The organism is Tsuneonella amylolytica (assembly GCF_003626915.1).
In the GTDB taxonomy this organism is placed as follows: Bacteria; Pseudomonadota; Alphaproteobacteria; order Sphingomonadales; family Sphingomonadaceae; genus Tsuneonella; species Tsuneonella amylolytica.
The window spans coordinates 404,100-431,004 of record NZ_CP032570.1; the positions used below are offsets into that span (position 1 = coordinate 404,100).

The 26,905-nt window shown below is 66.4% G+C and carries 25 protein-coding genes and 1 riboswitch; of the genes, 13 read left to right on the forward strand and 12 right to left on the reverse strand.

Translation table 11 applies throughout. The features are described from left to right. Positions 1–126 precede the first annotated feature (126 nt). Positions 127–2,391: a M3 family metallopeptidase gene (locus D4766_RS01975; protein WP_120715939.1), complete on the forward strand. Its 2,265-nt coding sequence runs from the start codon at positions 127–129 to the stop codon at positions 2,389–2,391. A 6-nt stretch (positions 2,392–2,397) separates the two neighbouring features. On the opposite strand, the gene D4766_RS01980 is transcribed toward D4766_RS01975, so the two are convergent. From D4766_RS01980 to D4766_RS02000, 5 genes are read right to left on the reverse strand one after another with little or no spacing between them, the layout of a single operon-like run. Further along, the gene (locus D4766_RS01980; protein ID WP_120715940.1) at positions 2,398–2,706 is read right to left on the reverse strand and encodes a GCN5-related N-acetyltransferase; all 309 of its coding nucleotides are present in this window, start codon (positions 2,704–2,706) and stop codon (positions 2,398–2,400) included. Beyond that, positions 2,703–3,431: an ABC transporter ATP-binding protein gene (locus D4766_RS01985; RefSeq protein WP_120718000.1), complete on the reverse strand. Its 729-nt coding sequence runs from the start codon at positions 3,429–3,431 to the stop codon at positions 2,703–2,705. Before D4766_RS01985 ends, D4766_RS01980 begins: the two co-directional genes overlap by 4 nt. After that, positions 3,428–4,393 carry a FecCD family ABC transporter permease gene (locus D4766_RS01990; RefSeq protein WP_120715941.1) on the reverse strand — a complete coding sequence of 322 codons (966 nt, stop codon included), beginning with the start codon at positions 4,391–4,393 and terminating at the stop codon, positions 3,428–3,430. The genes D4766_RS01985 and D4766_RS01990 overlap by 4 nt, the downstream gene beginning before the upstream one ends. Continuing rightward, positions 4,390–5,220: an ABC transporter substrate-binding protein gene (locus D4766_RS01995; RefSeq protein ID WP_234024855.1), complete on the reverse strand. Its 831-nt coding sequence runs from the start codon at positions 5,218–5,220 to the stop codon at positions 4,390–4,392. The genes D4766_RS01990 and D4766_RS01995 overlap by 4 nt, the downstream gene beginning before the upstream one ends. Further along, positions 5,217–7,076 carry a TonB-dependent receptor plug domain-containing protein gene (locus D4766_RS02000; protein WP_120715942.1) on the reverse strand — a complete coding sequence of 620 codons (1,860 nt, stop codon included), beginning with the start codon at positions 7,074–7,076 and terminating at the stop codon, positions 5,217–5,219. The genes D4766_RS01995 and D4766_RS02000 overlap by 4 nt, the downstream gene beginning before the upstream one ends. 94 nt (positions 7,077–7,170) lie before the next feature. After that, a riboswitch (cobalamin riboswitch) is annotated at positions 7,171–7,362 on the reverse strand. 198 nt (positions 7,363–7,560) lie between these two features. Between D4766_RS02000 and D4766_RS02005 the strand changes: the two genes are divergently transcribed. From D4766_RS02005 to D4766_RS02060, 12 genes are all read left to right on the forward strand, one after another. After that, a complete protein-coding gene (locus D4766_RS02005; protein WP_234024856.1) occupies positions 7,561–8,682 on the forward strand; it encodes a cell wall hydrolase in 1,122 nt (373 codons plus the stop codon). Positions 8,683–8,808: 126 nt separating this feature from the next. Further along, positions 8,809–9,117 (forward strand): hypothetical protein, encoded by a 309-nt coding sequence (locus D4766_RS02010; protein ID WP_120715943.1) that lies wholly within the window; start codon positions 8,809–8,811, stop codon positions 9,115–9,117. A gap of 214 nt (positions 9,118–9,331) precedes the next feature. Beyond that, entirely contained in the window at positions 9,332–10,294 is a 963-nt protein-coding gene (gene mdh / locus D4766_RS02015; RefSeq protein WP_120715944.1) for a malate dehydrogenase, read from the forward strand. Then, positions 10,291–10,785, forward strand: coding sequence for a hypothetical protein (locus D4766_RS02020; protein WP_120715945.1), 495 nt, complete (start codon positions 10,291–10,293; stop codon positions 10,783–10,785). Before mdh ends, D4766_RS02020 begins: the two co-directional genes overlap by 4 nt. Continuing rightward, positions 10,782–11,672 carry a succinate--CoA ligase subunit alpha gene (sucD, locus tag D4766_RS02025; protein WP_120715946.1) on the forward strand — a complete coding sequence of 297 codons (891 nt, stop codon included), beginning with the start codon at positions 10,782–10,784 and terminating at the stop codon, positions 11,670–11,672. Before D4766_RS02020 ends, sucD begins: the two co-directional genes overlap by 4 nt. Before the next feature lie 76 nt (positions 11,673–11,748). Further along, positions 11,749–14,589, forward strand: a complete 2,841-nt coding sequence (locus D4766_RS02030; RefSeq protein WP_120715947.1) for a 2-oxoglutarate dehydrogenase E1 component — start codon at positions 11,749–11,751, stop codon at positions 14,587–14,589. Between the two features lie 11 nt (positions 14,590–14,600). Further along, entirely contained in the window at positions 14,601–15,917 is a 1,317-nt protein-coding gene (gene odhB, locus D4766_RS02035) for a 2-oxoglutarate dehydrogenase complex dihydrolipoyllysine-residue succinyltransferase (protein WP_120715948.1), read from the forward strand. A gap of 10 nt (positions 15,918–15,927) precedes the next feature. Then, on the forward strand, positions 15,928–17,328 hold the full coding sequence (gene lpdA, locus D4766_RS02040; protein WP_120715949.1) for a dihydrolipoyl dehydrogenase: 1,401 nt from the start codon (positions 15,928–15,930) through the stop codon (positions 17,326–17,328). 51 nt (positions 17,329–17,379) lie between these two features. Next, on the forward strand, positions 17,380–18,201 hold the full coding sequence (locus tag D4766_RS02045) for a hypothetical protein (protein ID WP_120715950.1): 822 nt from the start codon (positions 17,380–17,382) through the stop codon (positions 18,199–18,201). 19 nt (positions 18,202–18,220) lie between these two features. Beyond that, the gene (locus tag D4766_RS02050; RefSeq protein ID WP_120715951.1) at positions 18,221–19,558 is read left to right on the forward strand and encodes an amidase family protein; all 1,338 of its coding nucleotides are present in this window, start codon (positions 18,221–18,223) and stop codon (positions 19,556–19,558) included. Between the two features lie 19 nt (positions 19,559–19,577). Next, positions 19,578–20,261, forward strand: a complete 684-nt coding sequence (locus tag D4766_RS02055) for a PepSY domain-containing protein (RefSeq protein WP_120718003.1) — start codon at positions 19,578–19,580, stop codon at positions 20,259–20,261. Next, complete coding sequence (locus D4766_RS02060; RefSeq protein ID WP_120715952.1) at positions 20,258–20,896, forward strand: trimeric intracellular cation channel family protein; 639 nt, start codon at positions 20,258–20,260, stop codon at positions 20,894–20,896. Before D4766_RS02055 ends, D4766_RS02060 begins: the two co-directional genes overlap by 4 nt. Before the next feature lie 94 nt (positions 20,897–20,990). Here D4766_RS02060 and D4766_RS02065 read toward each other — a convergent pair whose 3' ends face one another. The 7 genes from D4766_RS02065 to secY form a co-directional block, all read right to left on the reverse strand. After that, positions 20,991–21,596 (reverse strand): hypothetical protein, encoded by a 606-nt coding sequence (locus tag D4766_RS02065; protein ID WP_120715953.1) that lies wholly within the window; start codon positions 21,594–21,596, stop codon positions 20,991–20,993. A 311-nt stretch (positions 21,597–21,907) separates the two neighbouring features. Beyond that, entirely contained in the window at positions 21,908–22,333 is a 426-nt protein-coding gene (gene rplQ, locus D4766_RS02070) for a 50S ribosomal protein L17 (RefSeq protein WP_120715954.1), read from the reverse strand. An 87-nt stretch (positions 22,334–22,420) separates the two neighbouring features. Further along, complete coding sequence (locus D4766_RS02075; protein WP_120715955.1) at positions 22,421–23,473, reverse strand: DNA-directed RNA polymerase subunit alpha; 1,053 nt, start codon at positions 23,471–23,473, stop codon at positions 22,421–22,423. Between the two features lie 103 nt (positions 23,474–23,576). Continuing rightward, positions 23,577–23,966, reverse strand: a complete 390-nt coding sequence (gene rpsK, locus D4766_RS02080) for a 30S ribosomal protein S11 (RefSeq protein ID WP_047820301.1) — start codon at positions 23,964–23,966, stop codon at positions 23,577–23,579. Between the two features lie 76 nt (positions 23,967–24,042). Next, positions 24,043–24,411, reverse strand: a complete 369-nt coding sequence (gene rpsM / locus D4766_RS02085) for a 30S ribosomal protein S13 (protein WP_120715956.1) — start codon at positions 24,409–24,411, stop codon at positions 24,043–24,045. A 338-nt stretch (positions 24,412–24,749) separates the two neighbouring features. After that, positions 24,750–25,397, reverse strand: a complete 648-nt coding sequence (locus D4766_RS02090; RefSeq protein WP_120718004.1) for an adenylate kinase — start codon at positions 25,395–25,397, stop codon at positions 24,750–24,752. A 66-nt stretch (positions 25,398–25,463) separates the two neighbouring features. After that, the gene (secY, locus tag D4766_RS02095) at positions 25,464–26,828 is read right to left on the reverse strand and encodes a preprotein translocase subunit SecY (protein WP_120715957.1); all 1,365 of its coding nucleotides are present in this window, start codon (positions 26,826–26,828) and stop codon (positions 25,464–25,466) included. Positions 26,829–26,905: the final 77 nt, after the last annotated feature.

Genomic DNA, 26,905 nt, shown 5'->3' on the forward strand with positions numbered 1-26,905 from the left:
ACGAAAATCCGACGCGGCGCTTGCTTCGCAACCTATTGCCGTTCCATGCGTAACCATATCGTCGCCCGTCCGCCCCTCCGCGGCACGGGCTCAATCCATAACCGTCTTCCGAGGGACCGCAGACACATGAAACTTCGCCTTTTCGCCACGGCCGCGACGGCCGCACTGCTTGCAGGATGCACCACCATGGAAGCCGACCAGACTGTCGCCGCCGCGTACAATCCGCAGATTCCCGCTGCGACCGGATACTTCGCGCAGGACAGTGATCTGCCGTTCCATGCGCCCGACTTCACCAAGATTTCCGAGGCCGACTACATCCCCGCCTTCGAGCAGGGCATGGCGATCCAGAAGGCCGAGGTACAGGCCATCATCGACAACCCCGCCCCGCCGACGTTCGAGAACACCATCGTCGCGCTGGAGAAATCGGGCCGCTCGCTCGGCCGCGTGAGCCGGGTCTTCTTTCAGCTGACCGGCACCGTCACCAACGACAACCTCGACGCGATCGAGGAAGAGATCGGTCCCAAGCTGACCGCGCACGGCGACAGCATCACCCTGAACCCGGCGCTCTTCCAGCGGGTCAAGGCGGTCTACGACAACCGCTCGGCAATGAGCATGACGACCGAGGACGCCAAGCTCCTCGAGGACACCTACGAAGGCATGGTCCACGCCGGCGCGCTGCTGACCGAGGCCCAGCGCGACCGCGTGAAGGCGATCAATTCGGAACTGACCACGGTCACCACCGAAATGTCGCAGAAGATCCGCGCCGCGATGACCGACCAGCCGCTGATCGTGAACGACCGTGCCGCCCTCGCCGGCCTGTCGGACGCCGACATCAAAGCGGCCGCCGACCTCGCGACCGAACGCGGCCAGCCGGGCAAGTACGCCATCGCGCTCCAGAACACGACGCAGCAGCCGCTGCTGCCCTCGATGAGCGACCGCGCCACGCGGGAGGCTTTGTTCATGCGCAGCTTCCACCGCGCCGATGGCACGACTGCCATCGACACCCGCCCGCTGGTCGCCAAGATCGCGACCCTGCGCGCCGAGAAGGCCGCGCTGTTCGGAGCTCCCGACTGGGCGACGTATGCGATGTGGGACCGGATGGCCGAAAAGCCGAAGACCGCGCTCGACTTCATGGAAGGCATGGTCCCCGCCCTCGCCGCCACCCAGCGGCGCGAGGCTGCCGTCCTCAACGATGCGATCAAGGCCGACGGGCAGAACTTCACCGTCAAGCCGTGGGACTGGTACCGCTACGCCAACAAGGTGAAGGCGGAACGCTACGACCTCGACGAAGACAAAATGATGGAATACTTCCAGCTCGACAAGGTGCTGGAAGACGGGGTGTTCTACGCCGCGAACCAGCTCTACGGTCTCAGCTTCAAGCGCCGGACCGACATCCCGGTCTACAACCCCGACGTCTCCACCTACACCGTCTACGACCGCGACGGCTCGGAACTGGGCCTGTTCTACTTCGATCCGTTCCAGCGCACCGGCAAGCGCGGCGGCGCGTGGATGAGCAACTTCGTCGACCAGTCGAAGCTGTGGAACAACAAGCCAGTCATCTACAACGTGCTCAACATTCCCAAGGCGCCGGCCGGCCAGCCGCAGCTCGTCAGCTTCGACAACGTAAACACCATGTTCCACGAATTCGGGCATGCGCTGCACGGGTTCTTCGGCAACCAGACCTACGAGAGCCTGTCGGGCACCGCGGTCGCGCGCGACTTCGTTGAGTATCCGAGCCAGGTCAACGAGATGTGGGCGACCTACCCCACGGTGCTGGCGAACTATGCCAAGCACTACAAGACCGGCGAGACCATTCCGCAGTCGATGATCGACAAGATCGAGGCCGCAAGCCAGTTCAACCAGGGCTACGACTTCGGCGAGACGGTGGAAGCCGCGCTCCTCGACATGAAGTGGGCCGCGCTCTCGCCCGAACAGGCGCGGGCCATCGACACGCCCGAAAAGGTCGACGAATTCGAGCGCAAGTCGCTGCAGGACCTGGGGCTGGAGATCGACCTCGTGCCGCCGCGCTATCGCAGCACGTACTTCAGCCACATCTTCTCCGGCCCGATCGGGTATTCGGCGGGCTATTACAGCTATCTGTGGACCGCGATGCTCGATTTCGACAGCCGCAAGTGGTTCATGGACAACGGCGGCCTGACCCGGGCGAACGGCGATCACTACCGCGCCACCGTGCTCAGCCAGGGCGGCACGCAGGACTACTTCGACATGTACCAGAAGTTCGCCGGTCGCCAGCCGGACATCACCCCGCTGCTGAAGGCGCGCGGGCTGCTTCCCGGCGACGGTACGGCCGACAGCACGTCGGACGACGGCGCGGGCGCGGTGAGCAGCACGGCGACTACGCCGGGCGCCACGACTCCGGGCGCCAACTGACCGGGCCTATCGGCGGGGCGGCGCCCGGCGCTTGCCCCGCCACCCGAGCGACTTGTCGTTGAGCTCGGCAAGGTCGGCTTCCCCGCGAAGCGCGGCCTCGCCGAGCGCCACGGCCCGCCCCAGTATCGCATCGCTGGCGTTACGCCATGCGGGCGCGGCGATTTGCGTGCGCCACGCGGCCTCCACCGCGTTGTCGAGCAGGATGCGGTGGAAGCAGTGATCGAGGTGGACCGGCCAGCCTTTCTCCCGCGCCGCGGCGGGCATTCGGTTGCGGGTCAGGTCGAACCACAATTCGACGAGTTCGTCCCGCGTCATAAGGCGACCAGTGCCCGCGCGCCCGCTTCGCCGAGCCAGTTGGCCGAAACGCCCCAGACTTGCTCGATCGTCTCGACACACAGCGCGGTCTCCGGGGCTCCGTCGGCAGCCAGCGCACCCTCGTCCAGCACCAGGACCCGATCGGCGTGGTTCATCGCCAGCGCCAGATCGTGCAGCACGAGCACCACCCCCGCCCCGCCATCCGCCGCTCGCCGGAGGTGCCGCAGCAGGCCGAGTTGGTGACCGAGGTCGAGAGCGGCCAGCGGTTCGTCGGCGAGGATCCAGTTCGGCTCGCCCGCCAGCACCCGCGCCAGCAGCGCTCGCGCCCGTTCGCCGCCAGACAAGTGGGACACAGGGCGGGCCGCGAAGGGTTCCAGATCGAGCGCGGCCATCGCGGCGGTTACCTGCGCGTCGCCGCGGTCGCGGTGGGGCAGCCGGCCGAGCGCGACAAGGTTGCGAACCGACAGGTCCCACGCGATCTCGCCATCCTGCGGCAAATACCCGATCGCCTGCGCGCGTGTCCGGGGATGCAGGCCGGTCATATCTTCGCCACCCAGCGATACCGTGCCGCTGTCAGGAGCAAGCAGGCCGGCGAGACATTGCAGCAGGCTGGACTTCCCCGCCCCGTTCGGCCCGCAGATCGCGGTGATCGTGCCGGGCTCCAACGCCGCCGACACGTCGCGCAGGCGCCCGGCCAGCGACAGGTTGTGCGCCGCCAGCGTCATGCCGGCCACCCCCCGCCGCCGCGGCGCATCCGCATCAGCAGCCAAAGGAAGAACGGCGCGCCGATCAGGCTGAGCGCGATGCCGAGGCGTAGCTCGGTGACAAGCGGCAATATGCGGCACACGCAGTCGGCGACCAGCACCAGCAGCGCACCGGCAAGCGCGCTCGGCACGATGAGTTGCGAAGGCCTGCGGTCCGTGAAGGGGCGCACGAGGTGGGGCACGATCAGGCCGACGAAGCCCACGATGCCCGCCACCGCGACCCCGCCCCCGACCGTCAGCCCCACGCCCGCGATCAGCCACACCTGCAAGCGCCGCGGCTCCATCCCCAGGCTGCGCGCCGCCGCCTCGCCCAGCACCAGCGCGTCGAGACCGCGCGCCGCCACGAGCAGACAGCCGAGCCCGGCGACCGTCAACGGCGCAGCGATACGCACGTCGTCCCAGCTCCGGTCGGTCAACGCGCCCATCAACCAGGTGACGATGGCGCTGGTTGCGAAGGCATTGGGCGCAAGGCTGATGGCGAGGCTGGTGAGCGCGCCCGCCAGGCTCGCGATCATCATGCCCGCCAGCGTGAACAGCGCAATGCCCCCGGTCCTGCCCGCGATGGCGACGAGGAGCGCCATCGCACCCGCCGCCCCCGCTAGAGCGAAGGCCGGAAGCAGCCACGGCGAGGCAGCATAGCCGAACCACATGCTCGCCACTGCTCCCAGCGCGGCGCCGGGCGCAATGCCGAACAGCCCCGGATCGGCGAGGGGGTTGCGCAGGTATCCCTGCATTGCCGCCCCGCTGGCCCCCAGTCCCGCGCCGATCGCCAGCGCCAGCACCGCGCGCGGCAGGCGCAGTTCCGCAAGGATGGTCGCGGCATTGGGGGTCGTCGCGGGATCGAGCCAGATCCGGCCCGCCAACAGCGACAGCGGCACCGCGAGCGCCAGCAGGACAAGCAGGACGGCGACGGGCCGGGTCATGCCGCGCCCCGCCGGATCTCGGCCAGTCGACCGGCGGCGCGCTCTATGGTCGGCCCACCGCAATAGAGCAGCGAAGGATCGAAGGTGGCACGGCGGGTGCTCGAAAGCGCCGCCAGCGCCGGATGCTGCTGACCGCGCTCGTCGCCCGCCACGAGAAGAACCGCGGGCGGGTCCGCCAGCAGGTGTTCGAGCGAGAGATAATCCGCCTGCCCCATCCCGTGCGCCGCGGTCTGGTTGGAGAAACCCGTCCTGCGCATCAGGTCGCTGACGAGCTCGCTTTCCCCCGGTACGATCCCATCGGGCTGCCACAGCACGGCCGCGACCGGGGACTTGTCCGTAGAGGCGCGCGCGAGTGCCGTCTCGATCCGCGCCACAAGAGCGTCCCCGCGCGACGGATGACCGGATAGTTCCGCGAGCCGACGCACTTGCGCCATGCTGTCTTCCACGGTGTTCGCGATACCCATCGTCTCGACCTGGATGCCCAACCGGTCGAAAGCGGCCCGGGTCGCGGGGGCCATGAAGGTCGAGCCGACGACGATGTCCGGGTCCAGCGCCAGAACCTCCTCCACCGTGCCGCCGGTCGCGCGGAAACGGCGCGCCTGCGCCAGCGGCATCGAGGTTGCGCGGGGATCGTGGCTGTAGTGGCTGATCGCGAGGATCTGCCCCGCATCGGCGACTTCGGCGAGGATCGCGTCGGTGCAGGGATTGAGGCTGACGATCGTCGGCCCGCCCCCGGCCCGTTCCCCGGTACCGCCGCCCGCGCGCATTGTGGGGGGCGCGGCGCACCCCGCCAGCAGCAGCACGCAGGCGGCGAGCAGCGCCTTCACAGCTTGATACGCGCACCCACGAATGCGGTCCGTCCGCGCGTGCCGTAGCCGGCAACTTCGACATAGTCGGCATCGAACACGTTCTCGATGCGGCCATAGAGTTCCAGCCGCTCGCCCAGCGGCACGCTGGCGCGCACATCGACCAGAACGTGCCCGTCGATCCGCGTCGTGTTGCCGGCATCGTCGAAGCTGTCGCCTACAAGACGCACGTCACCCCCCAACGCCGCGAGGAACGGCGTCTGCCAGTCCGCCGAGGCGGTGAGCGCGTGTCGGGGGCGGCGGGCGAGATCGGTGCCCGCGTCACGGTCGATCGCTTCGACGTAGCTGTAGGCGACCTGCGTCCGCAGCGTCTCGGTGGGCGTCAGGCCGAACTCGACCTCGAAGCCCTGCGCCCGGGCGCGGCCGACATTGTCGTACGTACCGAACGGCCGGCCGGCGCAGATGCCGACGCTCGAACCGAAACACGATACGTAATCTATGAGGTCGGTGCTCGTCCGGCGGAACACGGTGACCCCGGCCCACGACGGATCGCCCCTGCCGCGCCATTCGAGCCCGGCATCGATGCTGCGGCTACGCTCCGGCTGCAGCGCCGGGTTGCCGTAGTCCGACAGGAGCTGGAACAACGACGGTGCCTTGAACCCTTCGCCATACGATGCGCGTAAGCGGATGTCGCCCGCCAGGCGGTAGCTGGCGTCGGCGCCGAAGCTCGTTTCCCCGCCGAAATCGGCATGTTCGTCGCGCCGCAGGCCGGCATGGGCGGCGATCCCGCCGAACTCGATCCCGGCCTGGGCATAGACGCCCCAGATGTGCGTCCGCTGCTCGGCATCGAACATGGTGGAGAATTGGGTCCACTCACCCTCGCCGCCGAAGTGCACGACCAGCGGACCGAGCGGCCGCCATTCGCCGCGCAGATCGACGCGCTGCGACTGCCCGTCGGTGGTGTAGGTCGGCGCGCTTCCGCTGGCCGGATCGAAGTTCTCGCGCGCCGTGTCCGACAGCGAGAAGGCGGCGCGCAGGAAAAGCGGCGCGGTCTCGTAGATCGCACCCAGCGCACCCGTGTATTGCCGGGTCTCCTGCGTCTCGGCGGTGTCGGCGAAGGCGTAGAGAGGGGGCGGGAAACCGTCGATATCGAGATCGCCCTTTGCGTAGCGCCCTTGTGCGAACAATTCGAAACGGTCCGACAGATAGGCCCGCGCCTGTCCGTTTACCGACCATTGCGCGAACCCGTCGGGCTCGGTGCCGGTAGCGGCGGCGGAAAAGCCGTCGGTCCGCTGCCAGCCGGCCGATCCGCCGACGAAGAAGCGGTCCCCGCCCGCGCCACCGCTGGCGGTCAGATAGCTTGAATCGTCGCCGCCGTATTCGGCACTGGCGGACAGGCCGCGGCGTGCGCGGGTGGTGACCGCCAGGACGCCGCCGATCGCATCCGACCCCCAAATCGTGGAGTTCGATCCCCGCAGCAAGTCGAGACTCTCGATCTCGCCGGCGGCCAGGTTGCCGAAGTCGAACCCACCGCTGGGTGCGGCAGGATCGGCCACGCGCACACCGTCGATCAGGACGAGCAGTTGCTCGGCCCCCGCGCCGCGTACCCGGACGCCGGTGAACGACCCCGGCGGGCCGTTGCGGGTGATCGTGACGCCGGGGGCCCGGCGCAAGACGCGGGTGAGGTCGGGGCCTTGTACCGCATCGACCTCTTCCTGGCCGATCACGGTGACCGACTGGCCGGTATCGGCGACATTGCCACGCGAACCGGTCGCGGTGACGGTGATCGTCGTGTCGAGGCCGTCCGCCGGCGCTTCCTGAGCAACGACCGGGGTAACGAACAGGGCGGAACTCAGAAGAAACAGGTATTTGGGCATGATGCCTCCCACGTTGGACGAAATGCCGTCCATGGCGGGAGGCGCGCCCCTGCGGGCGCGCCCTCGCTTGCATCCCGGTACACCCCGCCCGGCTGCGGAACGACCGTCGCGGGCAGGTCTCCTGACTCCCGGATCGCGGCGCCGCCCCGCCTTCCCATTTCCCGCCTCGCGCGAAACAGTGGCATTTGGGGACGGCACTCCCCGGTCACAGTTGCGGGGGCAGCGGAGGCATCGCACCCCCTTCCCTCTTCGGTCCATCCAGCCTGCCGAAGCAGGCCAGCCGGACAACCCATGACGTGGCGGCGCCGATAAGCGGAGATCGCCGCCCGTGCAAGTTTACCGCGCGGCAAGCATGCACCTTAATCGGCACTTGCGGCCTGTTCCGCCAAGGGACACCCGGCGAACCGCGTCTCGCGGCCAGACAACTCGCCCGCTACGCGCCATGCGCGGACCGAACCGACCGCCAGGCCCTGCAAGGATACGAATGACCCGAACGGCTACCCGACCTGCCTCTCTCCGCCGTGCGAAACGGCGGAGCTGGCGGCTGCCGCTCGCCTTCGATGGGCCGCATCGCGGGCGGCGGCTGCTGGCGCTCGCGGCCGCCGTGGCGGTACCCGCGATGGCCGCGCCGGGCGACTGGTCGGCGTTCGCCTTCGATCCGCAATCGGCTGCGCAGAAGCCAGCCCCGATGCCTTTCGAGACCGCCGGCGAGAGCTTCCCCGGATCGGCCTTCTTCTATCTCGAGGATCTGCCGCAGGCGCCCCAAGGCGAACTCGTGCTGTCGGACGATCTTCCGCCGCCACTCGACACGGGTGCGCATTCCGATGCGCAGCCCGCACCGGTCGGTCCCGGCGCCGCTAGCGCGTTTTCGGCGGCGGGTAGCGGCATCGACAAGGCGCGCGCACTCCAATGCATGACGTTGGCGCTGTACTACGAGGCGGCCAACGAACCGACCGACGGCCAGCGTGCGGTCGCGCAGGTCATTCTCAACCGCGTGGCGCATCCCAGCTACCCCAACAGCGTCTGCGGCGTCGTCTTTCAGGGCAGCGAGCGCAGTACGGGCTGCCAGTTCAGCTTCACCTGCGACGGGTCGCTTGCCCGAAAGCCCGCCCGCGCGACGTGGGACCGCGCGCGCTCGGTCGCAGCGGCCTCGCTCGCGGGATACGTCTATGCGCCGATCGGGCTCGCAACGCATTACCATGCGACTTATGTGCTGCCCTACTGGGCCTCGAGCCTCCAGAACGTCGGCACGATCGGCCTCCACACTTTCTACAAGTGGCGCGGCATCGCCGGCCGGTCCGACGCCTTCGCTGCGCGCTATCGGGGAGCAGAACCCGTCGCCGCGCCGCATTCGCGCAGCTTCACCGATCCCAAGGGGTCTGCGCCCGACCCGGTCGTGCTGGCCCAAGCCTACGAGGCGGCGCGTCGCCAAGCCGTGACTGCCACCGCCGCCGCCTACGTTCCCCCGCCCCCGCCGCCGGCTTATTCTCCGGCGGTCGAGGCACGCGGCGGGGACAGGCAGTTTACCGCGCAGGACCTGCCGGAAGCGAGCGGGATCAAGGCGGAATACGCCAACACGGGGCGCTGGATCACCAAGCCGAACTGAGGAAGCAGGCGTAAATATCGGTTTACCCTGCACTTTGCAGATTGCGTAACCCTGTCGGCACACCCGGGATTAGGCCGGCGCGACTAGAGGTCTTGCTCGTCCCAAACCCGAAGGATCGCAAACCGGATGTCCGTTCGCTTCGCCGCCGCCCGCCACGCCGCCCGCTCGCCCGTCGCGCGCGTGCTGGCCCGACCGGTCATCCTGCACGTCGCCAACGATGACGGAGACGCCGCCGCGGAGGAAACGCGCATTCTGCATGAGACCTTGCGCCATTTCGCAATTCACGGCTTGGGATCGTTCGCACAGGCGCGCCTTCGGGCCGATGCGGCAATGAACCGGGGGGACCGGGCCGAACACGCCCGTTGGATGAAGATTTGTCGATTACTGGACCGACGGCTGGCAGAACAAAAGAGGGTACCATACCGGCCGAGTTAGAACCCTGCCGATCCCGCCGCGACAATAGTCGAGGCAGTTGTTGCTAACGCGAACTATTCGCAAAGATAGTGCCGCCCCGCTCGTCTTTGCCGGTTGCAATACACACCCTGCGCGCCTAGGTCCGTGACCGAATTCTCGGGCCGCTCCCCTTTGCGGGACAGGTGCGCGCCCTTCTCGAGGCCGTTCCCGCGCGACGGAAGGATACGCTCCCCCCATGGCCCGCAAGAAGATCGCGCTCGTCGGCGCAGGAATGATCGGCGGCACACTCGCCCATCTCGCCGCCAAGAAGGAAATGGGCGACATCGTCCTGTTCGACATCGCCGAGGGCATTCCTCAAGGCAAGGCGCTCGACCTGTCGCAGTGCGGGCCGATCGAGGGATTCGATGCGCGGATAACCGGCACCAACTCTTACGAGGGCATCGCCGGCGCCGACGTCGTGATCGTCACCGCCGGCGTGCCGCGCAAGCCTGGCATGAGCCGCGACGACCTCCTCGGCATCAATCTCAAGGTCATGAAGGCGGTCGGCGAAGGCATTCGCGACAACTGCCCCGACGCGTTCGTGATCTGCATCACCAACCCGCTCGACGCAATGGTCTGGGCGCTGCGCGAATTCAGCGGCTTGCCGCACCACAAGGTCGTCGGCATGGCCGGAGTGCTCGACAGCGCCCGCTTCGCCACGTTCCTGGCCTGGGAATTCGGCGTATCGGTGAAGGACGTGAACGCCTTCGTACTCGGCGGCCACGGCGACACCATGGTCCCGGTCACCAGCTACACCACCATCAGCGGTATTCCGGTCAACGATCTCGCCAAGATCAAGGGCATCGACGCCGGCAAGATCGACGAGATCGTCCAGCGCACCCGCAGCGGCGGCGGCGAGATCGTCGGCTTGCTGAAGACCGGTTCGGCCTACTACGCGCCGGCCACCAGCGCGATCGCGATGGCCGAAGCCTATCTCGGCGACCAGAAGCGCATCCTGCCCTGCGCCGCCTACGTCGACGGCAAGTACGGGCTCGACGGCCTTTACGTCGGCGTCCCGGCGGTCATCGGTGCGAACGGCATCGAGGACGTGGTCGAGATCGAACTGAGCGATGAGGAAAAGTCCAATCTCAAGGTCTCGACCGACGCGGTCGAGGAACTGCTCGAGGTCTGCAAGGGCCTCGACGAGTCGCTCAAGTGACCCGCACGGCATTGTTTGCGGCTGTCGCGGCGCTTTCAGTCGCAGCGCCCGCTGCGGCGCAGGAGAAGCCCGCGACGACCGCCCAGATCGTGGAGGCGATCAATGCCTGCAAGGCGATCGTCAGTTCGACCTGGGTCGACCTCAAGAAGCTGCCGTCGATGGGGTGGGAGCCCTATCGCAAGAGCACGGGCTCGCGGCAGATGAAGGTCGGCGGCGCTTACGAGAAGCGCGGCAACGAAGCGCTTCTCGTGGTCGGTCATGACGAACTGAAGGACAAATCCTGCGTCGTTCTCGCACGGCTTGGCGGGGGCGGCGCCTACGGTGCCACCGCGCAGGGCGTGAGCGAGGTCATCGGCATGCCGATGGGCCAGCAGGACTTCACCTACACCTGGGACCAGGGCGCGCAGCGCGTGACGCTGGATCCGAGCGGCGACAAGGCGGCACCCAAGGCTCGCTTCGCCGTCATTGCAGTCAAGGGAGACGCCCGATGAGCATCCTCGTCGACAAGAATACCAAGGTCATCACGCAGGGCATGACCGGCGACACCGGCACGTTCCACACGCAGCAGGCGCTCGACTACGGGACGCAGATGGTCGGCGGCGTTACCCCCGGCAAGGGCGGCACGACGCACATCGGCTTGCCGGTCTACGACACCGTGGCCGAAGCCGTCCGCGCGACCGGCGCGACCGCGAGCTGTATCTACGTGCCACCACCGTTCGCCGCCGATTCGATCCTCGAGGCGATCGACGCCGAAGTGCCGCTGATCGTTTGCATCACCGAAGGCATTCCGGTGCTCGACATGGTGCGCGTGAAGCGCGCCCTGTCGGGATCGAAGAGCCGGTTGATCGGCCCGAACTGTCCGGGCGTGCTGACGCCGGGCGAATGTAAGATCGGCATCATGCCGGGCAGCATCTTCCAGAAGGGCACTGTGGGTGTCGTCTCGCGCAGCGGCACGCTGACCTACGAAGCCGTCCACCAGACCACGATGGTCGGTCTCGGCCAGACTACCGCGGTCGGCATCGGCGGCGATCCCGTCAACGGGACCAACTTCATCGACGTGCTCGACCTGTTCCTGTCCGACGACGCGACCAAGTCGATCATCATGATCGGCGAGATCGGTGGTTCGGCCGAAGAGGAAGCGGCCGAATTCCTCGCGCACCAGGCGAAGAAGGGCCGCACCAAGCCGGTCGTCGGCTTCATCGCCGGGCGCACCGCCCCCCCGGGTCGCCGGATGGGCCACGCCGGCGCCATCGTCAGCGGCGGCCAGGGCGGCGCGGAAGACAAGATCGCGGCGATGGAGGCGGCGGGCATCCGCGTCTCTCCCAGCCCCAGCGAACTCGGCACGACGCTCGACGCGCTGCTGAAGGAACTCGCCTGACGGACCGGGCGGCGTATCTCCTCCCCGGGACCGCCGCCACCGTTCGGGCATTACCTTTACAAAGGTAGGCCACCCGATGGGTAACGAAGCACACGATTTCCTCCCCGACGCCGAAGACGCGGGTCCGCAACCGGGCCCGAGCTGGGCGAACGCGCGCTGGCCGCTGGTCGGCGGCGAGAGCGAGGACGAGCTTACGCAGGCGCTCGATCCCACCGCGATGCAGATCGCGGTGAAGGCGGCCGCCGCGAAGGCTGGCAAGCCGATGGACGAGAAGGCGGTCGAGCAGGCCGCCGCCGATTCCATTCGGGCGATGATGCTGGTGCGGACCTACCGCGTTCGCGGACACCTTGCGGCCAACCTCGACCCGCTCGGCCTGAGCACGCGGGAATTGCCCGCCGACATGACGCCCGAATATCACGGGTTCTCCGGCGCCGCGCTCGAACGGCCGGTCTACGTCGGTGGCACACTGGGTCTCGAATGGACGACGATCACCGATCTCGTCGCGATCCTTCGCAAGAACTACTGCGGCGACATCGGCTTCGACTACATGCACATCGCCGACGTCGAGGAACGGCGCTTCATCCAGGAGCGGATCGAGGGCCCGGACAAGGTCATCACGTTCACCCCCGAGGGCAAGCGCGCGATCCTGGCGGCGGTGATCCGCGGCGAGCAGTACGAAAAATACCTCGGCAAGAAGTACGTCGGGACGAAGCGCTTCGGCCTCGACGGCGGTGAATCGATGATTCCCGCGCTCGAAAGCGTCATCAAGTACGGCGGGCAGCTCGGCGTGCGCGAGATCATCTACGGCATGGCCCACCGCGGCCGGCTGAACGTGCTCGCGAACGTGATGGCCAAGCCTTACCGCGTGATCTTCCACGAGTTCAGCGGCGGCAGCGCCAACCCCGACGACGTCGGCGGTTCGGGCGACGTGAAGTACCACCTCGGCACCAGCACCGACCGCGAGTTCGACGGCATCAAGGTTCACATGAGCCTCGTGCCCAACCCCTCGCACCTCGAGGCGGTGGATCCGGTCGTGCTCGGCAAGACCCGCGCGCAGCAGGCGATCCGCGACGATCTGAAGAAGCACGAACAGGTCCTCCCCGTTCTGATCCACGGGGACGCCGCCTTCGCCGGCCAGGGCATCGTGTGGGAGTGCCTCGGCTTCTCGGGCGTGCGCGGTTACAACACCGGCGGCTGCATCCACTTCGTCATCAACAACCAGATCGGCTTTACCACCAGCCCGCAGTTCGCGCGCAGCTCGCCCTACCCGAGCGACGTCGCGAAGGGCATCCAGGCGCCGATCCTGCACGTCAACGGCGACGATCCGGAAGCGGTGACCTTCGCCTGTAAGCTCGCCATCGAGTATCGCCAGCGCTTCGGCCGCGACATCGTGATCGACATGTGGTGCTATCGCCGCTTCGGCCACAACGAAGGCGACGAACCGAGCTTCACCCAGCCGCTGATGTATGCGGCCATCCGCAAGCACCCGAAAGTCAGCGAGCTCTACGACGCCCGCCTGCAGAAGGAAGGCGTGGTCAAAGCCGGCGATGCCGACGCGATGTGCGAGGAATTCAACGCGCATCTCGACGAGGCGTTCGACGGGGCCGACAGCTACAAGGCGAATGCCGCCGACTGGTTCGGCGGTCGCTGGGCCGGCCTCAACAAGCCCGCCGATCCCGAAGAGTCCCGTCGCAACGTCGACACCGCGATTTCGCGCAAGCTGCTCGACAGCTTGGGCCGGACGCTTACGACCGTTCCCGAAGGGCTGACGATCCACAAGACGTTGCAGCGCGTGCTCGACGCCAAGCGCCAGATGTTCACCGACGGGCAGGGTTTCGACTGGGCGACGGCGGAGGCACTCGCGTTCGGCAGCCTGGTGACCGAGGGCCACGGCGTGCGTCTGTCTGGTCAGGATTCCGGTCGCGGCACCTTCAGCCAACGGCACGCCGTCTGGACGGATCAGACCGACGAGCACAAGTACATCCCGCTTACCCAACTGCCGCACGGCAAGTTCGAGGTCTACGACAGCCCGCTGTCCGAATACGGAGTGCTCGGGTTCGAATACGGTTTCGCGATGGCCGATCCCAAGACGCTGGTCCTGTGGGAAGCGCAGTTCGGCGACTTCGCCAATGGCGCGCAGATCATCATCGACCAGTTCATCGCGAGCGGCGAAGCCAAGTGGCTGCGCGCAAACGGCCTCGTGATGCTGCTTCCGCATGGGTACGAAGGTCAGGGTCCGGAGCACAGCTCGGCGCGGCTCGAACGCTTCCTGCAACTGTGCGCAAACGACAACCTGCAGGTGTGCAACATCACCGTGCCGGGGAACTACTTCCACGTCCTGCGCCGCCAGATGCTGCGCCCGTTCCGCAAGCCGCTCATCATCATGACGCCCAAGTCGCTGCTGCGGCATCCGATGGCGAAAAGCGCGGTGGACGAGTTCACGGGGGAGAGTCATTTCCGCCGTATCGTCAGCGACACGATCGACGTTCCCGACGCGAACGTGAAGCGCCTCGTCCTGTGCAGCGGCAAGGTCGCCTACGACCTCATCCAGAAGCGCGACGAGGCAAAGCTCGAAGACGTGTCGATCGTGCGTATCGAACAGCTCTATCCCTTCCCCGGCGAACCGCTGGCGGTCCGGCTGAAGCGGATGACGGCGCTCGAAGAGGTCATCTGGTGCCAGGAAGAGCCCAGGAACAATGGCGCGTGGTTCTTCGTCGAGAGCAAGATCGAGGCCGCGCTCGCCGAAGCGGGTCGTGCCGGAATGCGCCCAACCTATGCCGGGCGCGAAGTTGCGGCCTCGCCGGCGACCGGCTTTGCCAAGCGGCACGAGGAACAGCAGCGCGCGCTGGTCGGAATGGCGCTCGGCCTCAATGACGGCGGTGAGGCTCTCCGCTCCGCCCCCAAGAAACCCGCCTGAGGAGGCGACAGATGTCCAAGGAAGTCAAAGTCCCCACGCTGGGCGAATCGGTCACCGAGGCCACCGTCGGCGAGTGGCTGAAGAAGCCGGGCGACCCGGTGAAGGTCGACGAGCCGATCGCCAGCCTCGAGACCGACAAAGTGGCGGTCGAAGTGCCGAGCCCGGTCGCGGGCGTCATGGGCGAACAGAAGGTCGGCGTCGGCGACACGGTCGAAGTCGGTGCGCTGCTGGCCACCATCGAGGACGATGTCGCGGCCGGCGAAACGACGACGATCGAACCGCGCGAGGCACCCCAGCCGGCCGCAACGGCCGCACAGGAAGCCGCGCGGGAACCCGCCCCCACCGGCGGCGCGCGCGCCGATGACGGCACGCTGGAAGACACCGCGCCCGCGCAGGGGAAGCTCCACGATCCGGAAGCGACCCAGACGCTGAGCCCGGCCGTCCGCCGCGCCGTTCTGGAACACGGTGTCGATCCTTCGAGCATCAAGGGCAGCGGCAAGGACGGTCGGTTGACCAAGGAAGACGTGCTCGCGGCGGCGGCAACCGCGAAGGCACCTGCACCCTCCCCGACGCCGGCAGCGACCTCGGCTGCGCCCGCTTCGACCGATGCCGCCATGCCGCAGGGCGAGCGCCGCGAGGAGCGGGTCAAGATGACCCGCATGCGCCAGACGATCGCCAAGCGCCTGAAGAGCGCGCAGGACACCGCAGCGCTGCTCACCACCTTCAACGACGTGGACATGACCGCGGTCATGGAGGCGCGCGAGAAGTTCAAGGACACGTTCGCCAAGAAGCACGACATCAAGCTGGGCTTCATGTCGTTCTTCGCGAAGGCCGCCTGCCTCGCGCTCAAGGACATCCCCAGCGTCAATGCGCAGATCGAAGGCGATGAAATCGTCTACTTCGATTACGTCGACATTTCCGTCGCGGTCAGTGCGCCCAACGGGCTCGTCGTGCCGGTGGTGCGCAATGCCGATGCCAAGTCCTTCGCGCAGATCGAGAAGGACATCGCCGACTTCGGCAAGCGTGCCAAGGACGGCACGCTCACCATGGAAGACATGAAGGGCGGCACCTTCACGATCTCCAACGGCGGCGTGTTCGGTGGCCTGATGTCCACCCCGATCATCAATCCACCGCAGAGCGCCGTGCTGGGCCTCCACCGCATCGAGGACCGCCCGGTCGTCCGCGACGGCGAGATCGTGATCCGCCCGATGATGTACATCGCGCTGTCCTACGACCACCGCCTGATCGACGGGCGCGAGGCGGTGACCGCATTGAAGACGATCAAGGAAGCGATCGAGGATCCCATGCGGATGCTGATCGACCTTTGAGGAACAGATAATGGCTGAATACGACTACGACGTCCTCGTCATCGGTGCCGGTCCGGGCGGCTACGTCGCCGCGATCCGCGCCGCGCAACTGGGCCTCAAGACCGCCTGCGTCGAAAGCCGCGAGGCGCTCGGCGGGACCTGTCTCAACGTCGGGTGCATCCCGTCGAAGGCGATGCTGCATGCCAGCGAGTATTTCGACGCGGCCGCAAACGGCACGATGAGCAAGATGGGCGTCGTGGTCGAGCCAAAGCTCGATCTGGAGGCGATGCACGCGCAGCGCCTCGACGCGATCAAGCAGCTGACCGGTGGCATCGCGTTCCTGTTCAAGAAGAACAAGGTCGACTGGAAGAAGGGCCATGCGACCTTCGTCGACCCACACACCGTGGATGTCGGCGGCGAGACCGTTACCGCAAAGAACGTGATCATCGCGACCGGTTCTACAGTTACCCCGCTCAAGGGCATCGAGGTCGACAACGAGAAGCAGGTCGTCGTCGACAGCACCGGCGCGCTCGAACTGCGCGAAGTGCCGAAGAAGATGGTTGTCATCGGCGGCGGCGTGATCGGGCTTGAGCTCGGCTCGGTCTGGCGGCGTCTGGGGGCCGAGGTGATCGTGGTCGAATTCCTCGACCAACTGCTTCCCGGCATGGACATGGACGTTCGCAAGGACGCGGCGAAGATCTTCAAGAAGCAGGGCATGACGATGATGCTCGGCCACAAGGTCACCGGATGCACGGTCGAAGGCGACACGGCGAGGCTAACGATCGAGCCCAGTGCCGGCGGCGAAGCGCAGGCCATTGAGGCGGATTGCGTCCTCGTGTCGATCGGACGACGCCCGAACACTGACGGTCTCGGCCTCGACAAGATCGGGCTAGAGGTCAACCAGCGCGGCCAGATCGAAACCGATCACGACTTCCGCACGAAAGTGGCCGGCGTGTGGGCGATCGGCGACGTGATCCCCGGCCCGATGCTGGCGCACAAGGCCGAGGACGAAGGAATCGCCTGTGCCGAGAACATCGCCGGGCAGACCGGCATCGTGAACCATGCGGTGATCCCGGGCGTGGTCTACACCTGGCCCGAGATGGCCGGTGTCGGTCTGACCGAGGACGAGGCGAAGGAAACCGGCAATGCCATCAAGGTCGGCAAGTTCCCGATGCTCGCCAACAGCCGCGCAAAGACCAATCACGAACCAGACGGCTTCGTGAAGATCATCGCCGAAGCGGAGAGCGACAAGGTGCTCGGCGTGTGGGCGATCGCCAGCGTCGCGGGCACCATGATCGCCGAGGCCGCCCTCGCGATGGAATTCGGCGCGACCAGCGAGGATATCGCCTACACCTGTCACGCGCACCCGACGCACTCGGAGGCGATCAAGGAGGCGGCGATGGGGGTTCAGGGCAAGCCCATCCACGTCTGATCCGACGGCAACATGCGCGTGTATCGGACACCATTCGACCGATACCGGCTCATGCTGGCGCTGGCGCTTCCGGCGCTCGGCGGGGTGTTTTACCTCGTTACGAACGGAGCGCCGCGCTCGTACGCAATTGCCAATGGTGCGGCGCTGGCGGTGGGTCTTGCGTGGATACGCTTCGGGCGGTTGCCGGACGGTCTCGGAGCGCGTCGTGCGTTCACTGGCGTCCTGCTTGTCCTGCTTGCCCTGCCGCTGCTGACGGGGCCTCATGTCGACGGAGTGAGCCGTTGGCTGCCCGCTGGCCCTTTCGCGCTTCATTCGGGCATGCTCGCAGTGCCGTATCTTTGCTTGCTTACTGCGCGCGACGAACATTGGGGCCCATTAGCATTGGCGATGGCGGCCTTCCTGTCTGCAGCCCAGCCGGATGCGGCCACCGCTTTGGCAATTGCATCGGCTGCCGCAGCGATCGCCTTGGCGAAGCGAGAGTTTGCATTCGTTGTAGTAGCAGCGCTCGCCGCCGCCGCTGCGATCTACAGCTACGGGATCGGCGACCTGCCACCGCAGCCGTTCGTCGAGGGTGTAATCCAAGAACTCTGGGCGGATCGCCCGATCCAGGCTTTCGCGGCCATGTTGCTGCTCGTGTCGAGCGCATGGCTTTTCCTCGTAGAGCCGCAGCTTCCGCGAGCAGAAGGCTTCGCACTCGCCGGAGTACTTGCAGGCTTCGTAGTCATGGCGATGATCGCGCCCTATCCGACACCGCTGATCGGATATGGCGTGGCTCCGATCCTGGGGTTTGCGTTGGCGATCGGTGCAGTACCCGGTAAACGCCAGCGCTCGACGGGCGACCTTCTGGATATCGCCTGGCGCGTCCGGCCATGAGACATACACGGGGGAAGCAATGCCGATACCGACACTGACCGACGAACCGGGCGCGATCCAACTCGCGGCGCAAATCCGCGATGGCGCCCTCTCGCCGCTCGAAGCCGTCGATGGCTGCATTGCACGGATCGAGGCGCTTGACGGGCCCATCAATGCAGTCGTCGTGCGCGACTTCGACCGGGCACGCGAGCAAGCGCAGCATTACACCCGGCAAGGCCCGGGCGTCGACCAGCCCCTGTTCGGCGTGCCGATGACGATCAAGGAAAGCTTCGACGTCGCCGGCTTGCCGACGACCTGGGGCCATCCCGAATACAAGGACAACGTCGCCCGGTCAGACTCGCTGGTCGTCCGGCGCCTGTTGCAGGCCGGCGCGATCATCGTCGGCAAGACGAACGTGCCGCCCGATCTTGCCGACTGGCAATCGACCAACCCGATCTACGGCCGGACGGCGAACCCTCACGATCTGTCACGCAGCCCCGGCGGTTCCTCCGGCGGATCGGCCGCCGCGGTCGCAAGCGGCATGGTGCCGTGCGAATTCGGCACCGACATCGGGGGATCAGTGCGCGTTCCGGCCCACTTCTGCGGTGTGTGGGGCCACAAGACCAGCTGGGGCGTCATTTCCAAACAGGGCCACGACCACCCCGCCTTTGCCGGCATCGGCGCCCATGACGGCGCCTTGTCGATCGCGGGACCGATCGCACGCAATGCTGACGATCTCGCGCTGTTGCTCGAACGGACCGCCAGCTTTCCGCTGCGCCGCTCGGACGATCCGATGCATCTGGCACGTTTTCTTGTGATCGACGACCTGCCCGGCAGCCCGGTCGCCGACGGCGTTCGCGCGCAGGTGCATGCCGTGGCCGATGCATTGGAGAAGGCCGGCGTGACCGTCGATCGAACGCCTCGCCGCACGATGCCCGATTTCGCCAAGGCCCATGCCGATTACCTCAAGATGCTCAACGTCGCGATGGCGCGCGGGGCCCCCGCCCCGGACGGCACGCGAGCGACCGCGACCGACTGGTTCGACCTGCTAGACGCGCAGGCCCGGCTGGAAGCGGCCTGGCAGGAAGTTTTCTCTGGGCACACATTTGTCCTCGCCCCGCCCGCCCCGGTCGTCGCGGTGCCCGAGCGCGAGGGACGCGTGTTCGACGGAACCATCGACATCGACGGCTGCGAGGAAAGCAGCGCGGCGGCACTCGCATGGGCCGGTATCGCGACGTTCCCGAACCTGCCGTCGACCGTCCTACCGGTGGGCGAGGTGGGCGGTTTGCCGTGCGGCCTGCAGGTCATCGGCGAGCGGTATGCCGACCTCGACTGTATCGGCGCGGCCGCCGCCATCGCGAAGATCATCGGCCGCTGACGTGGCGCACGGACGTTGGATGCGGCGTTACGCGCGCTGGCATATCTGGCTGGGCTGGCTGATCGGAGGTCCGCTACTGCTATGGACCGCCAGCGGGGTCGTCATGGTGCTGAAGCCGATCGAAGAAGTGCGCGGAAACGACCTTCGGATCGAGCGACCCAAAAAGACGATTGCCACCCCGCCGAACCCCGTCGCCTTACCCGCTGCTTCCTCCGACGGACCAATCGAATATCGCACCTTCGTCCAACGTCGGACGGCGGTGACCTTGCTTAGCTTTGCCGACGGTCGTGTCGAGCGGTATTCGGCCGCCACCGGCCGCCCCATTCCGCCCATGGACGAATCCGAGGCCCGCGCCGCCCTGTCGAGCGACATTCGCGGTGGCGAAGCTGTCTCCTCGTTGCGTGCCTTCCCGGCCAGCGCCCCGCCACTCGACTTTCGCAAGCCGGTCGATGTCTGGCAGGCGACCTTGCCGGACGGCGCGCATGTTTATCTCAATCGCCATACGGGCGAGATCGAGGCGGTCCGCACACGGTGGTGGCGCTTCTACGACTTCATGTGGGGCCTTCACATCATGGACCTCCGCACGCGTGAAGATGCGCACAACCCCTTTACCATCGCCTTCGGCATCCTGGCTTTTCTGGGCACCTTGATGGGGTTCGTCCTGCTGTTTCGGCGCCGCAGGGCGCGGGCCGCTGCGCGATGATGCCTGCCGCCGCCCCTGTCCTGCCGCCCCTCCTCGATCTCGCCGGAACCGCGATTTTCGCTCTCACGGGTGCGCTCCTCGCGGCGCGCTTGCGGCAGACTTTCGTTACGATGGCGTTCTTCGCGCTGGTAACCGGAGTCGGTGGCGGGTCCCTGCGCGACATGTTGCTAGGCGCTCCGGCTTTCTGGCTCCGCAATCCGTGGGTCGCCGCAGTGATCTTCGCAACGGCGCTGATCGCATGGTTCACGCCGCGCCGCTGGTGGGAGAACGAGTTGCTCGAATGGGCCGATGCGGCGGGCCTTGCCGCATTCGCCGTGCTGGGCGCGGCCAAGGCGCTCGCATTCGGCGTCGCGCCGCTGCCTGCGGCGGTGCTGGGCGTGGTCACGGGATGCGCGGGCGGCGTCGCGCGCGACGTCATCGCGGGCGTGCCGTCGATCATCATGCGGCCCGAGATTTACGTGACAGCCGCCGCCGCCTCCGCACTGCTGACGGTGCTGGGCACTGCAGCGGGACTACCCAACGCTGTGACCTGGACCATTGCATGGATCGTCGGGTTCGCACTGAGGGGCGCGGCGATACGCTGGAAGCTGGCGTTGCCCGCTTACGCCGAACGCACGGACGATCCAATCGCGTGAGGGCGAAGAGTTGCGCGAACTCTAGGCAGGTTGTATCCAAAAAGGCGGCCCAAGCTCATACAAACCTGGGCCGCCTCCTTGTTACCGGACAGTCTTACCAGCCGTAGCGGCCGGTGCCGTATCCGTAGCGATTGCGATACTGGCTGCTCGACTTCAGACCGCTGTAATCGAGGTCGACGACTCGGCCGTAGCGAACGTCGCAGCTGAAGTTGCCCTTGTCGTAATCGCGGCCGCCGTAGCGATAGTTGTAGTCGCGGCTCCAGCCGTTGTTGCGCTCGTTGACGACCAGTGTGCCCTTTACGCGGTACCCGTCGCGCTTCCGATCGATATCGCGCACGTCGGTCACCCGCGCGCCGCTGTAGCCGCGACGGCTGAGGTCCGAGCGAGCGGCATTGACGCACTGCTCGACCGCCTGCCGCGAGTTGCCGTACTGGTTGTAATTGTAGCCGTAACCGTTGTTGTACCCGGTATTGGAACCGCCATAATACGGACCGCCGTAAGTTCCGCCGTTGTAACCGCGGTTCTTGCCGATCGAACCGGCAACGGCAGCGATGCCACCGATCACGAGCGCACCGGCGATGATGTCACCCGCATCGATCCCGTCGTTGTTCCGGTTCTGGGCCAACGCGGGCGTGGCGGACGCCAGAGCCATCGCACCAGCCGCGACGGTTCCGACGAGGGCTTTTGAAATGGTCTTCATGGCTTCACCTCTAAGTCTGTCGAGAGAGGCTCTCTCGTCTTGCATCACCCGTTTTAGCGAACTGCCATGATCTTGGTCTGAATTGCGCCGTTACCTGCGGTTAAGATAACGAAGTGAGAACCTGAACGACCATGGCTCGATGCGCGCATAGGAAGGGTTTGGAAAACGTCGAGTGCAAACCCGAGTTCCCACGCGTGATGAGCGGTTGAACGTGACGGGTAGTTCCGTGATCCGTAACTTTTGCGGACGACGAGAAAGGGCCGGAGGATCGCCCCCGGCCCTTTCGCTACTCAGGCAATATCGGAGATGCCTTAGGCGTCCTCGAACTCGTCCTCGTCGGCGTTCATCACCGGGCCGGAGTCCTGGCCCTTGGCATCGACGTCGCGGTCGATGAATTCGATGATCGCGATGGGCGCGGCGTCGCTTTCGCGGATACCGGCCTTGATGATGCGGGTGTAGCCACCTTCACGATCGGCGTAGCGTTCGGCGAGCACGTCGAACAGCTTCTTCAGCTGGGTCTCGTCGCCCAGGCGGCTCATGGCCAGACGCCGGTTGCTGAGCCCGCCGCGCTTGGCGAGGGTCACCAGCTTTTCGACGTAGGGACGCAGTTCCTTCGCCTTGGGCGTCGTGGTGAGAATCTGCTCGTGCTTGACGAGCGCGGTGGCCAAATTGCGCAGCAGGGCGGCGCGATGGCCGGACTTGCGCTGCAGTTTGCGGCCCTTGATGCCGTGACGCATTATTCGTTACTCCGTTCGTAGGGGGCCCGTGCGAGGTAGCCCGATGCAGGCCGGAAGAAGGGGTCCGGCCCATGCCCCGTCAGGCTATCAGCCGAGCAGCTCCTGCTCGAGCTTCTTCGCCATTTCCTCGATGTTCTCGGGCGGCCAGCCCGGGATGTCCATGCCGAGGCGCAGGCCCATCGAGCTCAGGACTTCCTTGATCTCGTTGAGGCTCTTGCGGCCGAAGTTCGGCGTGCGGAGCATCTCGGCCTCGGTCTTCTGGACCAGGTCGCCGATGTATATGATGTTGTCGTTCTTGAGGCAGTTGGCCGAACGCACCGACAGCTCCAGCTCGTCCACCTTCTTGAGAAGGTAGCGATTGAGCTGGTTGGCATCCGATTCCTCGGGCTGCGCAGCCATGCCGATCATCGGGCTCGAAGCGGCCGGGATGCCTTCCTCGAAGTGGACGAAGAGCGCGAGCTGGTCCTGGAGGATGCGCGCGGCGTAGGCCACGGCATCTTCGGGGGTCACGGTGCCGTCGGTCTCGATGGTCAGCGACAGCTTGTCGAAGTCGAGCTCCTGCCCCACGCGGGCGTTCTCGACCTTGTAGCTGACCTGGCGAACCGGCGAGTACAGGCTGTCGACCGGAATGAGGCCGATCGGCGCATCGACCGGGCGGTTGCCCACGGCCGGCACGTAGCCCTTCCCGCTGTCGGCGGTCAGTTCCATGTTGAGGTTCGCGCCTTCGTCGAGGTGGCAGATCACGAGGTCCTTGTTCATGACCTCGATGTCACCGGAAACGGCGATGTCGCCGGCCTTGACCTCGCCCGGGCCGGTGGCGGCCAGTTGCAGGCGCTTGGGGCCTTCGCCCTCCATCTTCAGCGCGATCTGCTTCACGTTGAGGACGATGTCAGTCACGTCCTCGCGCACGCCGGCGAGCGAGGAAAATTCATGAAGTACATTCTCGATCTTGATCGAGGTGATTGCCGCGCCCTGGAGGCTCGACAGCAGCACGCGGCGCAGCGCGTTGCCGAGGGTGAGGCCGAACCCGCGCTCGAGCGGCTCGGCCACGAAGGTGGCCTTGCGGCCCTTGGCGGCATCCTTGACCTCGAGGGTGTTGGGCTTCTTGAGTTCCTGCCAGTTCTTGGTGTTGACGGCCATGGATATCCCCTGGGGTTCAAATGGGTTCAGGACCGGCGCCGGGCGGCGTCCGATCCTGCGAAAAGGCGGCGGCGGGGCCGGGCCCCTGCCGCCGGGCAGGCAATCAGACGCGGCGGCGCTTGGACGGCCGGACCCCGTTGTGCGGGATCGGGGTCACGTCGCGGATCGAGGTGATCGTGAAGCCGACCGCCTGCAATGCGCGCAGCGCGCTTTCGCGGCCCGAGCCGGGGCCCTTGACCTCGACCTCGAGCGTGCGGACACCGTGTTCGGCGGCCTTCTTGCCGGCATCGTCGGCGGCGACCTGGGCGGCATAGGGAGTCGACTTGCGGCTGCCCTTGAAACCCATCATGCCGGCCGAAGACCAGCTGATCGCGTTGCCCTGTGCGTCGGTGATGGTGATCATGGTGTTGTTGAAGCTGGCGTTCACGTGCGCGACGCCGCTGGAGATGTTCTTGCGCTCGCGCCGGCGAATACGCTGGGGTTCACGTGCCATGTGGGAATTCCTGTCCTAAATCCAAGAGAGAAGCTGCGCGCCCCGATGCGATCGGACGATCGCGAGGCGCAGCGACTTACTTCTTCTTGCCGGCGATCGGCTTGGCCTTGCCCTTGCGGGTACGGGCGTTGGTGTGGGTGCGCTGGCCGCGGACCGGGAGGCCCTTGCGGTGGCGCAGGCCGCGATAGCTGGCGAGATCCATCAGACGCTTGATGTTCATCGCGGTGTCGCGGCGAAGGTCGCCTTCGACCTGGTGGTCGGCGTCGATCGTCTCACGGATTTGCAGCACCTCGGCGTCGGTCAGGTCCTGCACGCGGCGGGTGTGATCGATGCCCAGCTTGTCGGCGATCTGGACGGCCGTCGTGCGGCCGATACCGTGGATGTAGGTCAGCGCGATGATCACGCGCTTGTTGGTGGGGAGGTTTACCCCGGCAATACGAGCCACTTAGTTCTCCATGCTCCACAGGGACACGAGGCGTAAGCCGTCCCTATCTCATCGCGGTTCGATACGGGGCCGGTCGGCCTTACGGCAAAAAGCCCGGTTGGCGCGCAAGGCACCGCCGGACCCGTTCCGCTGTATCGAATGTGCGCGCGACTATAGCGATTCGCCGCGCGGGTCAATGCCCGAGCGCGCATAAACGGACATGGCCACCCTATAGGGCGCCGTCAGGGTCACGGTCCTACACGCTCGGGGAGAGAAGGTCAAAACCTCGCACCGATCATACGGCCGATTTCAGGGTTCTGCTCCGCCCCGCCGGACCGACCGCTCGGCAGAACCGACAATCAGCTGGCGAGAATTTCCGCGATCGCCTCGCTCACGGCGTCGATGTCCGCCATCCCGTCGATCCGGTGGACGATCCCGCGCGCTTCGTAGACCGGCAGGATCGGCGCAGTCTTGGCTCGGTATTCGGCCATGCGGGTGCGGACCGTTTCCTCGTTGTCGTCCGGCCGCCGCTTGAACTCGGCCGATCCGCACTTGTCGCACACTCCGGCGACCGCCGGCTGCTTGAAAACATCGTGATAGCCCGCGCCGCAGTTGGCGCAGGTGAAGCGGCCGGTGATACGCTCGACCAGAGCGTCCTCGTTCACCTCGAGTTCGATCACGTGATCGAGCGTCCGACCGTGTAGCGCGAGGATTCCGTCGAGGGATCGGGCTTGTGCCTCGGTGCGGGGATACCCGTCGAAGATGGCGCCAGCGCCCTCGCCCATCGCGGCCAGTTCGGCGTCGATCAGCTTACTGACGATCTCGTCGCTGACGAGTTCGCCGCGCTCCATCACCGCTTTCGCCTCGAGCCCGACAGGCGTGCCGGCCTTGACCGCCGCGCGCAGCATGTCGCCGGTCGAGAGCTGGCGCATCCCGCGACGCTCCTCGAGGCGCTGGGCCTGGGTTCCCTTGCCCGCGCCCGGCGGACCCAACAGGATGATGTTCACGTCGCGCTTCCCCTTCGCACGCTCAATGCCCCAGCCAGGGCGGCCCTTCAACCCGGCCGTGCGCGACTAGCGCAAACGGCCCTTGAGCTTCGCCTTCTTGATCAGGTCGCCGTACTGGTGCGCCAGCAGGTGCGACTGGATCTGGCTGATGGTGTCGACGGTCACGTTCACGACGATCAGCAGGCTGGTGCCGCCCATGACCATCTGGATGCCCGTCTGGGTGAACATGAATTCGGGTATCACACAGACAAGCGTCAGGTAGATCGCGCCGATAACGGTGATGCGGGTGAGGACGTAATCGAGATAGTCCTGCGTCCGCTTGCCCGGGCGGATGCCGGGGATGAACCCGCCGTTCTTCTTCAGGTTCTCCGCCGTCTCCTCGGGGTTGAAGACCACCGCGGTGTAGAAGAACGCGAAGAAGATGATGCCCGCCGCGTACAGCGCGAGATACAGCGGCTGCCCATGCTGGAGGTAGAAGTTCAGCGTGTTGATGATCGAACCGCCGGTGCTCTCGGGATCGATGGCCTGCCCGGCGAACTGGCTGATGGTCAGCGGCAGCAGCAGCAGCGAACTCGCGAAGATCGGCGGAATAACGCCCGCGGTGTTGAGCTTGAGCGGGAGGTGGCTGCGATCGGCCTGCATCATGCCCTTGGCGCTCGCGCGCTTTGGGTACTGGATCAGCAGGCGGCGCTGGGCACGCTCCATGAAGGCGATAAACAGCACGAGGCCGACGATCATCACGATGAGGCCGACAATCACGAACCCACTGATCGAGCCCGAGCGGGCGCCTTCGAAGATGTTGGCGCCGAACTTCGGGAACTGGGCGACGATGCCCGCCATGATGATGAGCGAGACGCCGTTGCCGATGCCGCGACTGGTGATCTGCTCGCCCAGCCACAGGAGGAACATCGAGCCGCCGACGAGACTGATGACCGCGGTGACGCGGAACATCACGCCGGGTGCCACAACCGCCTGCAGTCCGCTCGACGCGCCATAGGCCTCGAGACCGGAGGCAAGGAACCAGCCCTGCACTGCGCACAGGAATACAGTGCCGTAGCGGGTGTACTGGTTGAGCTTCTGCCGGCCGCTGGCCCCTTCCTTCTTCATGGCGGCGAGCGCCGGATGGAGCGAAGCGGCAAGCTGTACCACGATCGACGCGGTGATGTAGGGCATGATGCCGAGCGCGATGAGGCTCATGCGCTCCAGGCTGCCGCCCGAGAAGGTGTTGAACAGGTCGAGGATGCCGCCCTGCGTCTGCGCGTACAACTGCTCCAGGATGAGCGGATTGACGCCCGGCAGCGGCACGAAGCTGAGGAAGCGGAAAACGATGAGCGCGGCGATCGTGAACCAGATGCGGTTCTTCAGTTCGGTCGCCTTGCCGAAGTTCGCGAGGGAAAGACTGCTCGCGATGTTGTCGGCGCGTGATGCCATGGGACTACCCGTAAATCCTTGTCAGCGCCGGCCCCTCCCGGCTTGGGGGGCTACATAGGAAGCGCGGGGTCCGATGT

Excerpts from the sequence above, each read along its gene's own strand:
- D4766_RS02065 (WP_120715953.1), bottom strand. The coding sequence starts at position 21,596 with ATGAAGACCATTTCAAAAGCCCTCGTCGGAACCGTCGCGGCTGGTGCG.
- D4766_RS01985 (WP_120718000.1), bottom strand. The coding sequence starts at position 3,431 with ATGACGCTGGCGGCGCACAACCTGTCGCTGGCCGGGCGCCTGCGCGAC.
- sucD (WP_120715946.1), top strand. The coding sequence starts at position 10,782 with ATGAGCATCCTCGTCGACAAGAATACCAAGGTCATCACGCAGGGCATG.
- D4766_RS02030 (WP_120715947.1), top strand. The coding sequence starts at position 11,749 with ATGGGTAACGAAGCACACGATTTCCTCCCCGACGCCGAAGACGCGGGT.
- D4766_RS02055 (WP_120718003.1), top strand. The coding sequence starts at position 19,578 with ATGCGGCGTTACGCGCGCTGGCATATCTGGCTGGGCTGGCTGATCGGA.
- rpsK (WP_047820301.1), bottom strand. The coding sequence starts at position 23,966 with ATGGCACGTGAACCCCAGCGTATTCGCCGGCGCGAGCGCAAGAACATC.
- D4766_RS01980 (WP_120715940.1), bottom strand. The coding sequence starts at position 2,706 with ATGACGCGGGACGAACTCGTCGAATTGTGGTTCGACCTGACCCGCAAC.
- D4766_RS02045 (WP_120715950.1), top strand. The coding sequence starts at position 17,380 with ATGCTGGCGCTGGCGCTTCCGGCGCTCGGCGGGGTGTTTTACCTCGTT.
- D4766_RS01990 (WP_120715941.1), bottom strand. The coding sequence starts at position 4,393 with ATGACCCGGCCCGTCGCCGTCCTGCTTGTCCTGCTGGCGCTCGCGGTG.
- odhB (WP_120715948.1), top strand. The coding sequence starts at position 14,601 with ATGTCCAAGGAAGTCAAAGTCCCCACGCTGGGCGAATCGGTCACCGAG.
- D4766_RS02010 (WP_120715943.1), top strand. The coding sequence starts at position 8,809 with ATGTCCGTTCGCTTCGCCGCCGCCCGCCACGCCGCCCGCTCGCCCGTC.
- D4766_RS02005 (WP_234024856.1), top strand. The coding sequence starts at position 7,561 with ATGACCCGAACGGCTACCCGACCTGCCTCTCTCCGCCGTGCGAAACGG.
- D4766_RS02050 (WP_120715951.1), top strand. The coding sequence starts at position 18,221 with ATGCCGATACCGACACTGACCGACGAACCGGGCGCGATCCAACTCGCG.
- lpdA (WP_120715949.1), top strand. The coding sequence starts at position 15,928 with ATGGCTGAATACGACTACGACGTCCTCGTCATCGGTGCCGGTCCGGGC.
- secY (WP_120715957.1), bottom strand. The coding sequence starts at position 26,828 with ATGGCATCACGCGCCGACAACATCGCGAGCAGTCTTTCCCTCGCGAAC.
- D4766_RS02075 (WP_120715955.1), bottom strand. The coding sequence starts at position 23,473 with ATGGCCGTCAACACCAAGAACTGGCAGGAACTCAAGAAGCCCAACACC.
- mdh (WP_120715944.1), top strand. The coding sequence starts at position 9,332 with ATGGCCCGCAAGAAGATCGCGCTCGTCGGCGCAGGAATGATCGGCGGC.
- rplQ (WP_120715954.1), bottom strand. The coding sequence starts at position 22,333 with ATGCGTCACGGCATCAAGGGCCGCAAACTGCAGCGCAAGTCCGGCCAT.
- D4766_RS01975 (WP_120715939.1), top strand. The coding sequence starts at position 127 with ATGAAACTTCGCCTTTTCGCCACGGCCGCGACGGCCGCACTGCTTGCA.
- D4766_RS02060 (WP_120715952.1), top strand. The coding sequence starts at position 20,258 with ATGATGCCTGCCGCCGCCCCTGTCCTGCCGCCCCTCCTCGATCTCGCC.
- D4766_RS02000 (WP_120715942.1), bottom strand. The coding sequence starts at position 7,076 with ATGCCCAAATACCTGTTTCTTCTGAGTTCCGCCCTGTTCGTTACCCCG.